This window comes from candidate division WOR-1 bacterium RIFOXYB2_FULL_36_35, from assembly GCA_001771505.1.
In the GTDB taxonomy this organism is placed as follows: domain Bacteria; phylum Margulisbacteria; class WOR-1; order XYC2-FULL-46-14; family XYC2-FULL-37-10; genus XYB2-FULL-36-35.
This window is the reverse complement of sequence record MEUA01000020.1, coordinates 1-11,984: the sequence shown is the minus strand read 5'-3', so window position 1 is coordinate 11,984 and position 11,984 is coordinate 1. Positions and strand designations below refer to the sequence as shown.

Here is an 11,984-nt window from a genome sequence, read left to right as displayed (position 1 = left end):
TTTAAAGCTCATGCCAAGGAAGGATTAAATCAGGAAGAAAAAAGAGGACAGATACTATCCGCAACATTTGAATTGGTTGAAATAGCTCTTTTGGCAAAAATCACGCAGATAGAAGGCAGAGAAATTACTTTGCAATATGCCGACAATTTAGATAGCTATCAAAAAGCAAAGGAATTTGCCGATTTAATAATAGAAAGATCCTTTCATTTAACAGCCAACATGAAGAATCGTTTAAGATATATACTGGAATCAGTCAGAGAAATGGATAGGCAGCCAATTTTAGATGACTTAACTGAAAGAATCTTTCGGGTAACAATTAAAAAAGATCTGTTTACAGAGTCTTATTCAGGTGTCGGGGTTCCCGGATGTTTTAATCCTAGAGGTATCCACAGAGAGATGCCTTATGTCCACGCAACAGAAGCCAATGCGGGTTTTATTCAGGTTGTTGCTCCAAAAGGGAACCAAGTAGCAAACGCGGTCGTTCTTTATATGAACAAAGGAGCATATGTCTATGCCGGCTATAATGGGACAGGCTACAACATGGATCGGATATTTGCGCAAGCTTTAATAAAGCTTACTGAATTTGTTCCTGCTGTTATTCTTACTCCATCATCCGCAGGTTTTGATTCGTTAAAAAAGTTTGCTGTCCGTCGTAAAATGAAAATAACCAAGCCGCCGGCAATTTTTTCAAGCCAATATGTAGATTATGGAGAGGTAGACCAGCTTGGAAATATTACGCTCGAAGAAGATTTTTATATCATTACAAAAGACTCTTTTGCACAATTATCAAGTGATTTATAAAGATTAACCCCGATGATTCATAGACGAACAGAATTCTAGCAGAATGTTGGAAATTTTCCCAGGTATGAACCCCGATTTCCTAATCGGAGTGAATAATCTAGGTTAACATAAAGGTAAAATTTTGGTATAATGTATTTTTCAAGCGCCAAAAATTATTACAGAGTTTGTCTTCATATTATTTTTGTAACGGGGTGTAGCTTAGCTTGGTAGAGCGCCTGGTTTGGGACCAGGAGGCCGTAGGTTCAAATCCTATCACCCCGACCAATTCAGACATTTTGAAAATTCAGAGGCGATTCCTGGAACAATGCAGCAGTCGGCCTACACACTCCGAACCGGAACAACCACGTGACGGACATTCGGAACAGCTTATCGGCTTTCGCGCCGCCATTATATTTTCTAAAAGTGTAATTTATAAGTCCCTGGCACCCTGAAGCCAGAGTCAGAGAAGCTCTTCTCTTGATAATTGTGGACCCGTTTTGCGCCGCGGAAGCTCTCCTGTCTGCCACTCACAAAAGAACCACCGCGCAATACTTTCTGACTACCATCTTTAGGCCCTTTAGGATTAATCAACTGAGTAGGATCATAGCTGTCACCCCACCAATCAGCTACCCATTCCCAAACATTTCCTGCCATTCCCATTACTCCAAACGGGCTGGCTCCTTCAGGGTGAGAATCCACAGGTTCTGGCTCTTCTTTTTTCCCATTTACACTAGATGTAAATTTAGATGTGTCAAAATCATTTCCCCACGGATATTTACGGCCATCTGTTCCTCTTGCGGCAAGTTCCCATTGAGCTTCTGTTGGAAGATGGTATCCTTTTCCTGTTAAATTTGCCCCAAGGATTACTTTTATACATTCACCAGCTCTAACACAGCGACCAGAACAGGGGGCATCGCCCTTCATAGTATAAGCAATAGTATAAACAGGCTCTAGCCCCTGTTTCTCGCTTAACCAGTTACAGTACTCAATAGCACCAAACCATGACACAAAAACTACTGGATAATTGGCTTTTTCAGGATTTGATACTGTCTCCGGAACTTCTCGTTTTGTATCTTTAAGGTACACGGCAAATTCCTTGTTTGTCACAGGGTATTTACCTATACTGTAGCCAGAAACAGTTACCTCTCTCACCGGTTGTTCATCATCGTAATTAGTACTCCCCATTTTAAATGTTGATGCAGGAATTTGAATCATCTCAGTTATACTACCAACCGAAGAAAGAACTAAACCTTTCAAAAAACAACCAAAAGCAGCAAGTTTAGTAGAGTCGGTCATAGATCTGTGAATCATATTCCTTGTAAAAGGAAATCCATAGGCTATAACATTTGCGATAAATTTTTCAATTAAAGTTACATCCTCAAAAGATTTTATCTCTTCAAAGCTTAGATATAACTCTTTTATCGGGCTTCTTTCTATTGTCTTATCCAAATCAAAAGATACTACCTTTTTATATATCATTTCATAATACTTTCGAATAAAGGCTATTGAAATTTCAAGGGAAATGATATCCATTTTTTTCGAATGGTGCGAAAGCCTTAAAATCTCAGAAAAAAGTAGCAGCTTGAGAGATTGCGATTTTTTCCTCAATAAGCTATAATTTAAATATGAAAATACTTAAACAAGAGAAAAACGGCAATACCCAAATACTTGAAGTAGAAGTAGAATTTGATACTTTTAAAAAAGAGAGAGAACTTGTTATTGATAATTATGCCAAAGAGATGTCAATTCCCGGTTTTCGAAAGGGGAAAGCCCCAAAAAATATTATTGAAAAAAATCTGAATCCCGAAGCAATAAACGATAAAGCTGCCCAAAACATGATTTCCGATATTTATCCTGCCCTTATTAAAGAACACAACATTGATCCTGTCGACTATCCAAAAGTCGATATAATAAAACTCGAAGAAAACGAGCCTTTTTTATTTAAAATAGAAGTAGATGTCTATCCTGAAATAAATCTTGGCGAATATAAAGGAATTAAAATAAACAAAAAATCGACTGAAGTTACAGAAGAAGAAGTAACTTATGCTATAGGCAATATTCAAGATCGTATCTCTAAATTTGTAGACGTAAAAACCGAAAGCGCAACAACACAAAAGGGCAATAACCTTACACTCGAAATTGGGGCGCAGGTTGAAGGGATAGATGTTAAAAGCTGGCCAAGACAGGTTGAAAATTTCCCCCTTGGCAAAAACCTTATAAATGAAGAGTTTGATGCAAATATAGAAGGATTGAAAGCCGGTGAAGAAAAATCTTTCAAAATTAAATTCAATGAAACCTATCATATAAAAGAGGTCGCTTTAAAAGAGGTTGATTTTAATGTGAAGGTCAAAAAGATCCAACACAAAGAACTAATCCCTATTGACGATGAGTTCGCCAAAAAAGTTAGTGAGTTCGGAACTCTCGCAGAACTAAAAAAAGAGTTAAGAATCAACATGGAACAAGAAAAAAAAGACCAAGCTGAAGCTGATTTAAAAAATCAAATAATAGATGGAGTTTCCAAAAATGCAGAAGTCTTACTCCCCTCAAGTCTAATCAACATAGAAATAGATATAATGCTAGATGAATTGAAAGCATCTTTGTCCAGAAGCAATTTAACCCTGGAAAACTATTTGAAAAGCATTAGAAAGACGGAAGAAGAGTTGCGCAATGAATTGAAGATGCCGGCAACATCCCGGGCCAAAGGGAAAGTAGTATTAAAAAAAATTGCTCAAGTTGAAAACTTAGAGGTCACTCCATATGATTTCGACACCGAAATAGCCCTTATGGCACAGGGGAACGATATTCCTGCGGAAGAATATAAAAAATCACTTGGAGAAGGAACTATCAGATATGTAAACGATTATATATTGAGGCGAAAAGCTCTGGATTTTTTAATAAGCAACGCGAATATCAGCTAAAACTTGTAAGAATAAATAAGGAGGACTCAATATGAAAGAAATTTCCCAGTTAATTCCGATGGTCATCGAACAAACAAGCAGAGGAGAACGTTCTTTTGATATCTTTTCACGGTTATTAAAAGAAAGAATTATATTTATCGGCACCCCAATCGATGATGAAATTTCAAACCTTATAATCGCCCAGCTTTTATTTTTAGAAGCTGAAGATGCCGGCAAAGATATAAATGTTTATGTAAACTCACCAGGAGGGGTTGTAACAGCAGGGCTTGCCGTTTATGACACACTTCAGTACATAAAAAGCCCCATAACAACAATTTGCATAGGACAAGCAGCTAGCATGGCGGCCCTTCTTTTATGCGCGGGGAGCAAGGGGAAACGATATGCTCTGCCAAATTCCAGAATTATGATACATCAACCTCTCGGAGGCGCGCAAGGACAGGCAACAGATATAGAAATTCAAACACTGGAAATTTTAAGAATCAAAAAACTTTTGAATAATGTTCTTGTTACCCATACAGGTCAATCGTTAGAAAAAATAGAAAAAGACACCGACCGTGATTTTTATATGTCAGCAGAAGAAGCAAAAAAATATGGTATTATAGACCAAGTTATAACATCAATGAAAGATGCTTCTTCTGGCAATAAAAAATCAAAATAGATGACTTCAAACAAAAAATCAAATAAAGATAAAACTGAAAATACTTCAACATGGAAAGAGGAATTTCCATTAATTCCCATACGTAATATTGTTGTTTTTCCTCAAATGATAGTCCCTTTATTTATCGGTCGCAGCAAATCTATTAAAGCCCTTGAAGAAACGCTTAAAAGAGAAAAAGTCGTCGTATTTTCATCGCAAAAAAATGAAGAAGTAGAAGATCCTTCGTCTCAAGATCTTTGCACGATAGGAACACTTGGTGAAGTAGTACAACTGCTTGAGCTGCCTGACGGAACTATAAAAATATTAGTAGAAGGAATTTCAAGAATTAAAATAGAAAAATTTACACAAGAGTCACCCTACTACAAAGTTTTGGCCAGCAGAATTGCAGAACCGGAAGGGGTAACAACTGAAATCGAAGCGCTGATCAAAAACACAATAAAACTCTTTGAAAAATATGTAAAATTAAACAAACGAATTCCGCCTGAAACTTTAATGTCCATAATAAATGTGGATAAGCCTGGACGACTAGCAGATCTTATTGCTTCATACATAACCCTTAAAATAGACGAAAAACAGATGATCTTGGAATCTATTTCAGTGGAAAGCCGACTAAAAAAACTTTGCCAAATCATAGAAAAAGAGCTTGAAGTCCTGGAAGTTGAAAAAAACTTGCAAAGTAAAGTTAGAAAACAGATAGAAAAAGTTCAAAAAGAATATTATTTAAAAGAAAAATTAAAAGCCATAAAAGAAGAATTAGGAGAAGAGACGGAAGAAGGGTCGGAAGATTTTTCCTCCGGTCCGGAAATTGATGAATATAAAAAGAAAATCGCAAAAGCAAAACTTCCCGCGAACGTAAAAGAAAAAACAAAAAAAGAACTGGATCGCCTGGAAAAAATGACCCCCATGTCAGCCGAAGCAACGGTAATTAGGACATATCTTGATTGGTTAATAGATCTTCCCTGGAACAAAAAGAGTAAAAGCAAAATAGACATCCAAGAAGTAGAAGAAAAATTAAACAAAGATCATTATGGATTAAAAAAAGTTAAAGAGCGAATTGTAGAATATTTCGCAGTTCTCAAGCTGACAGGACAAATAGGAGGGTCAATCCTTTGTCTTGTTGGCCCCCCGGGAGTTGGAAAAACAAGTATCGCATCAAGCATCGCCGAAGCTATGGGAAGAAAGTTTGTCCATGTCTCTTTAGGCGGTATCCGCGATGAAGCAGAAATCAGAGGACATAGAAGAACCTATGTCGGAGCTCTTCCGGGAAGAATTATACAAAACATAAACAAAGGAAAAGTTGCAAATCCTGTCTTTCTTATGGACGAAGTGGATAAAATGGGAATGGACTTTAAAGGAGACCCTGCAGCAGCCCTCCTTGAAGTATTAGATCCCGCACAAAACAAGGAATTTGTCGACCATTATATAGATTTGCCGTTTGATTTATCAGATGTTTTCTTTATAACAACAGCCAACACAATAGAGCCAATCCCCCGCCCTCTTCATGACAGGATGGAAATTATTGAAATGTCAGGATACACAGAAGAAGAGAAACTGCATATCGCAAAAGAATATTTGCTGCCAAGAGAAATACAAAAACATGGATTAAAAGAGTTGCAGGCAAAAATAGAAGACAATGCTCTCCTTCAAATGATACAAAGTTATACCAGAGAAGCCGGAGTCCGCAATCTTGAAAGGACAATAGCAACAGTTCTGCGTAAAATAGCAACACAACTTATAAAAACAAAAGAAGAAGACAAAGTTTTTTTGGTTAATAAAGACAATCTAAGTTTTTACCTGGGAGCCCCAAAATATCATTATGGCCTTGCAGAAAAAGAAGACCAGATGGGGGTTACAACAGGACTCGCATGGACTGAAGTAGGAGGAGATACTCTCCCTATTGAAGTAACAACAATGAAAGGGAGAGGAACACTAACAATCACCGGACATTTGGGAGAGGTTATGCAAGAATCGGCCAAAGCAGCCATGAGTTATGTAAGATCAAAGTGTGATGAATTAGGAATTGATGAAAACTTCTATCGTAAGCTTGATCTTCATATACATGTTCCGGAAGGAGCCGTCCCAAAAGATGGGCCAAGCGCAGGAATTGCAATGGCAACAGCCCTCGTCTCCTCTTTGTGTGAAATACCGGCACGTAAAGATGTTGCAATGACGGGAGAAATAACGCTAAGGGGCAAAGTACTTGCAATCGGCGGACTAAAAGAAAAACTTCTCGCGGCTCGAAGGGCCGGCATCATAGAGGTAATTCTCCCCTATGAAAATGAAAAAGATTTGAAGGAAATAGAAGAAGAGCTGCCAAAAGACATGAAATTTACACTTGCCAAAGAAGCCGATGAAGTTTTAAGAAAGGCTTTAACCTTAGATCCTTTTACCTATAGAAGGCCAACCGAAGATCTTCCAAAAGAAGAAAAAACTCCCCCTTTTGACGACCAAATGTTTGCTTAAAATTGAATCTCTAAAGGAACCACTTCATCAATTTTTAGAAAAAGACAGGAATGAGATAAAGCGCCTCGCAAGGAACTGATAACCTCATCATCCAACAAATTAAAGCTTTGAAAAATATCCAATAGTTTGATTTTCATATTCAAAGATAAATCATTCTGCCTTAAAGCTTTTATTAAGGCTGGAGCCGCGCCCCGGCCTAAATGCCTGATTTTTTCTAAATATAAATCTGCGTTTTTAGGATCACTAAAAGCTTTTTGTAACATTATGTACGCTATAAGTTTGTCTTCGCCGCCTTTTTTTCTCCCTTTATTTTTCAAGCTTATTAGTGTCAACGCTATTTCAGAACCAAAAAGATTAACGCCAAAAACATTTCTATCCAACATTTGCTCCAATCTATCTATGGCTGCCGTATCATTAAGATGCCTCAACACACGAATAGCTTCAATCCTCAAAGGAAAAACCTCAAAATTATTTCCAGCATAGTCAAGTAAAACATGAACGGATTCTTCCCCTTTAAAACTCCTTAAGGCTTTTATATTAGACAACCTGAGATTTCTTGAACCATCACAAAACGGGCTCATGGTCCAAGTAGGCATGTTTTCCCTTAAAAACCTTATAGCATTTTCACGGCGCGCAATTAAAGTATTTTTACCATAAGAAACAAAAGTTACAGTTCTCACAAAGAATCTTGTTAACATATTAAAACACCTCTATATATTATAACACCATTTTCCTGTTATTTTTAGAACTATTCAACGATTTTATGCTAAAATAAATATAGTCATGGAATTTAAACAGACTCTTAATTTGCCAAAAACCGATCTTCCTATACGCGCAAACTCAAATGCTGCTCAAGAGGAGTTTTTGAAGTTCTGGACTGACAATGAAATCTATAAAAAACTTCTTGAGAAAAACAAAGAGAAGGAAAAATTTATTTTACATGACGGTCCACCTTACGCAAACGGGCATATTCACCTTGGCCATGCAATAAACAGAATATTAAAGGATATAGTCATTAAATATAAGTCGATGTCAGGATTTTATTCCCCCTTTATACCAGGTTGGGATTGTCACGGGCTTCCAATTGAAACCCAATTACTAAAAGAGCTTGGAGACAAAAAGCATGATATCGGAATTTTAGAATTCAGAAAAAGATGCCACGATTATGCCATGAATTTTGTCTATATACAAAGAGATGAATCGATAAAACTCGGACTTTTGGGAGATTGGTTCAACCCCTATCTGACCCTTGATCCTCCATATGAAGAAAAAATAATTGAAACTTTTGGTAAACTGTCAGATGAAGGATATATTTATAGAGGCTTAAAACCGATTCACTGGTGCCCAAATTGTGAAACAGCTCTTGCTGAAGCTGAACTCGAATATGAAGATGAAAAATCCCCGTCGATTTATGTTAAATTTAAAGTTAAAGACTCAAAATCGGTCAGTTTAAAAAATCCTGTTTTCTTTATAATATGGACAACAACCCCATGGACATTGCCCGCAAATGTTGCAATTGCAGCCCACCCTAAATATGAATATGCTTTTGTCCATGTAAACGATGAAATCTGGATAATAGCGGAAGGGCTTGTAACAGCTGTCATGGAAAAATTTGGCGTTTCAGATTATAAAATAATAGATAAAACAAAAGGAGAAAATCTCGAAGGAATTTCAACCGCACACCCCTTTCTTGAAAGAGATTCTATCCTGGTTCTTGATGAGTATGTCACGCTGGAACAAGGAACTGGACTTGTACATATTGCTCCAGGACACGGAATGGAAGATTATAAAGTAGGATTAAATTACAAACTTCCGATAATAATGCCAGTTGATGAAAAAGGATATTTTGATAACACTCTCCCCGATTTTATTTCCGGGAAAAACATCATAGAAGCAAACAAGATAATAGGCCAAAGGCTTGAAAGCGATGGAAATCTTCTTAAACTTGAATTTATAAAACATTCATATCCCCATTGCTGGAGATGTAAAAAACCTGTAATATTCCGTGCAACAGAACAGTGGTTTATCTCTGTAGAACACAACAATATGAGAGAAAAGGCGTTAAACGCTGTTGCAGAAACAAAATGGATCCCAAGCTGGGGTGAAAATAGGATTAGAGGAATGATAAATACCCGTCCCGACTGGTGCATCTCAAGACAACGCTCATGGGGAGTTCCAATTCCTGCTTTTTACTGCACAAAATGCAAAAAAGTTCATTTTGGGGGCAAATACAATAAAGCTGTCCAGGAATTGGTTAAAAAAGAAGGGACTGACGGTTGGTTTAAAAAAGAGGCAAAAGAGATCCTTCCACAAGGAATAAAATGTGAATGCGGCAATTCTGAATTTAGCAAAGAGACAGATATTCTCGATGTATGGTTTGAATCCGGCTCATCCCATGCCGCAGTTTTAGAAACAAGATTATCCTGGCCTGCAGACCTTTACCTTGAAGGATCGGACCAGCACAGAGGATGGTTTCAATCTTCCCTGTTAACATCTGTCGGAGTAAAAGGAAAAGCTCCGTTTAAATCTGTTTTGACACACGGCTTTACAATAGACGACAAAGGGAAAAAAATGAGTAAATCCCTGGGAAATGTCATAGATCCTCTTGATGTTATAAAAAAATATGGGGCTGATGTTTTGCGCCTTTGGGTCGCATCAACCGATTTTAGAAATGATATGGCTGCCTCCGATAAAATCTTAAAACAGGTACAAGATGCTTATCTAAAAATCAGGAACACCTGCAGGTTTTTGATAAGCAATTTATCGGATTTTGAAAAGCCATTAGCCTTAGATAATTTGGAAGAGATCGACAAATGGATATTAACAAAACTTAACGAATTGATAAAAAAAATCAATTCAGCCTATGAACAATATGAACTTCATATTGTTTATCATGCCTTATATGATTTTTGTGTAACAGACTTAAGCGCACATTATCTTGACATGTCAAAAGACAGGCTTTATTGCGATAAAAAAGATTCTAAGAATAGAAAATCCGCACAAACAGCAATTAATGAAATCTTGATAACATTGCTTAGATTGATGGCTCCGATTTTGAGCTTTACGGCAGAGGATATTTATAGATACTACAAGAAGTGTACAGTGGAAAGTGTACAGTGGAAAGTAGAAAGTGTTTTTTTGCTTGATTTGCCGAGGGATAAAAAAGAATTTGAAAATTTAGCGTCAAAAGAAGAGTGGGAAAAGCTTTTTGAAATACGAGAAAAGGTTTACAAGAAAATAGAAGAAGCTCGCAGTGAAAAAAAGATAGCCTCATCTGTTTCCGCGATGGTTTTAATTTTGGCAAAAGACAAGGAACTTAAACTTCTCTTATCATACAAAAAAACTTTGGAAATCTTTTTTATAGTATCAAAAGTAGAAATAAAAGAGGGAGATTTTGATGTTGCAATCTCCCCTGCCCCGGGAGAAAAATGCGAAAGATGCTGGCAAGTTAAAGAGAGTGTCGGGCAAAACAATGAACATGCCACTTTATGTGAAAGATGCGTTGAAACTGTAAAATTATTAAACTAATTTTATTGCATCCATCTCAATATATGAAAAAAAAATCTCTTGAAGAACGCCTTGAAAAATTCAATCAAATTGGCATTTATCCAGTTATAAGCCCGGATTTTTGCGCAGAAAAAGACCCTATTTTTATTTTGCAGGAGATATTAAAAGGTGGCGCAAAAATAGTTCAGCTTCGCGACAAAAAAAATCCAGAACAATATGTTTTGGAGTTTAGAAAACTGACAAACAAATATAATGCCCTGTTGATTATAAACGATTCTGTTGACATCGCGTTAAAATACAATGCTGATGGGGTCCATCTTGGCCAGGAAGATATGCCACTTATTGATGCAAGAAAAATAGCCCCTAATCTTCTTATCGGTGTTTCCACCCACAATTTAAAAGAAGCATTGTTTGCTCAGGAAAACGGAGCTTCTTATGTAAACATTGGGCCTATTTTCCCAACTAAAACAAAAGATAAACTTTCAGGTTTTTTGGGAGTTACAGCCATAAAAGAAATCTCCTCCCATTTAATAATCCCTTTTACCGTAATGGGAGGAATAAACAAAAATAATATTGATCAAATCTTAGAATCCGGAGCAAAAAAAATAGCTATGGTCACAGGAATAACCCACGCTTATGATATAAAAAAAACCGTCAAAACCTTGATAGAAAAAATCAAGCCTTAGACTATAATAGGGCTTCTATTCTGTCAATCTACTTAAAATACTCCCCCGTCTCTTTGCGCCAAAAGAGAAGATCGAGATGATCGAGCGGGATGCCGAGTTTTTCCGCAAACCGTCGCATTTTCTCTTCTATTTCAAAATAAACGTTTTGAGTTAAACTCTTTGGCATCTCTTTTATCACGCCAAGCAGTTTTAAGTTCTTTAAAATGTGCCGATCCAAGATTGCTATATGTTTTCCAAATCCGATATTCCTCAAAAAATGGCTTGCTTCTTTAAGCCCCATCCCCTTGACATTTTCAACCAGCCATTCTCTTGCTGCTTTTGTATTTTCAAATTCCTTAAGACTTGATTTGACATCAACTTTTCCGTTTTTTAAGAAAAGTTCTCTTGCCGCAACTACATACTTTGCTTTGTTATTGTGAAATCGGACTTTTCGTTGAAGCTCTTTTGCAATTTTCTTATCGTGAGGATTTTTCAGCAGATTTTTTGCCTTGAGATTTTCTATTGCCCCCCAACAGCTTTTTGCCTTTGATTGCGGGGTCAACAAACAAAAAACAAGCTCATAAAAAAGCTCGTCTTTGCCATTTTTATCAAAAATATTTTTAAACTCTTTTAACTTTGATTCAATCTTTTCTTTTTCTTTAAAATAAAGTTTTTTTATATTTTTTAACAATTTTTTTCTTGATGCCTCGACCCCTTGAAACCTTGACACCTTTTTAATAATTCTCCGCCAAAACCTCATAATACGCTTGCGGATGCGCGCAAGCAGGGCACATCTTCGGCGCTTCTGCCCCTTCATGCACATAACCGCAATTGCGGCAGCGCCATTTTACAACAGAATCTTTTTTGAAAACTTTCCCCTCTTTCACATTTTTAAGAAGTTTTCTGTATCTTTTTTCATGTTGTTCTTCAACTTCCGCTATTTCCGTAAATATTGTTGCTATATCATCAAACCCTTCTTCTTTTGCAATTTTT

8 protein-coding genes, 1 tRNA gene and 2 pseudogenes are annotated in these 11,984 nt (G+C 36.8%); 7 read left to right on the top strand and 4 right to left on the bottom strand.

Going from position 1 to position 11,984, the window contains the following annotated elements:
- Window positions 1–801: pseudogene (locus A2290_07090) on the top strand (hypothetical protein).
- Between the two features lie 187 nt (window positions 802–988).
- Window positions 989–1,065 (top strand) — tRNA-Pro (locus A2290_07085).
- A 132-nt stretch (window positions 1,066–1,197) separates the two neighbouring features.
- Here the strand turns inward: A2290_07085 and A2290_07080 are convergent.
- Window positions 1,198–2,313 carry a hypothetical protein gene (locus A2290_07080; protein OGC15411.1) on the bottom strand — a complete coding sequence of 372 codons (1,116 nt, stop codon included), beginning with the start codon at window positions 2,311–2,313 and terminating at the stop codon, window positions 1,198–1,200.
- Between the two features lie 92 nt (window positions 2,314–2,405).
- Here A2290_07080 and A2290_07075 point away from each other — a divergent pair, with 92 nt between their 5' ends.
- The 3 genes from A2290_07075 to A2290_07065 are packed head-to-tail and all read left to right on the top strand — an operon-like array spanning window position 2,406 to window position 6,819.
- Window positions 2,406–3,698 (top strand): trigger factor, encoded by a 1,293-nt coding sequence (locus tag A2290_07075; protein ID OGC15410.1) that lies wholly within the window; start codon window positions 2,406–2,408, stop codon window positions 3,696–3,698.
- A gap of 31 nt (window positions 3,699–3,729) precedes the next feature.
- Window positions 3,730–4,356, top strand: a complete 627-nt coding sequence (locus A2290_07070) for an ATP-dependent Clp endopeptidase, proteolytic subunit ClpP (protein OGC15409.1) — start codon at window positions 3,730–3,732, stop codon at window positions 4,354–4,356.
- On the top strand, window positions 4,357–6,819 hold the full coding sequence (locus A2290_07065) for an endopeptidase La (GenBank protein OGC15408.1): 2,463 nt from the start codon (window positions 4,357–4,359) through the stop codon (window positions 6,817–6,819).
- Here the strand turns inward: A2290_07065 and A2290_07060 are convergent.
- Window positions 6,816–7,517 carry a hypothetical protein gene (locus A2290_07060; protein ID OGC15407.1) on the bottom strand — a complete coding sequence of 234 codons (702 nt, stop codon included), beginning with the start codon at window positions 7,515–7,517 and terminating at the stop codon, window positions 6,816–6,818. The two genes, A2290_07065 and A2290_07060, sit on opposite strands and share 4 nt — an antisense overlap.
- An 85-nt stretch (window positions 7,518–7,602) precedes the next feature.
- On the opposite strand from A2290_07060, the gene A2290_07055 reads away from it, so the two are divergent.
- The gene (locus A2290_07055; protein OGC15406.1) at window positions 7,603–10,347 is read left to right on the top strand and encodes an isoleucine--tRNA ligase; all 2,745 of its coding nucleotides are present in this window, start codon (window positions 7,603–7,605) and stop codon (window positions 10,345–10,347) included.
- A 68-nt stretch (window positions 10,348–10,415) separates the two neighbouring features.
- Complete coding sequence (locus A2290_07050; GenBank protein ID OGC15413.1) at window positions 10,416–11,012, top strand: thiamine-phosphate diphosphorylase; 597 nt, start codon at window positions 10,416–10,418, stop codon at window positions 11,010–11,012.
- Between the two features lie 28 nt (window positions 11,013–11,040).
- Here the strand turns inward: A2290_07050 and A2290_07045 are convergent, their stop codons facing one another.
- Both A2290_07045 and A2290_07040 read right to left on the bottom strand, forming a co-directional pair.
- Window positions 11,041–11,682 carry a DNA lyase gene (locus A2290_07045; protein OGC15412.1) on the bottom strand — a complete coding sequence of 214 codons (642 nt, stop codon included), beginning with the start codon at window positions 11,680–11,682 and terminating at the stop codon, window positions 11,041–11,043.
- Between the two features lie 43 nt (window positions 11,683–11,725).
- Window positions 11,726–11,984 (bottom strand): annotated as a pseudogene (locus A2290_07040) (rubrerythrin).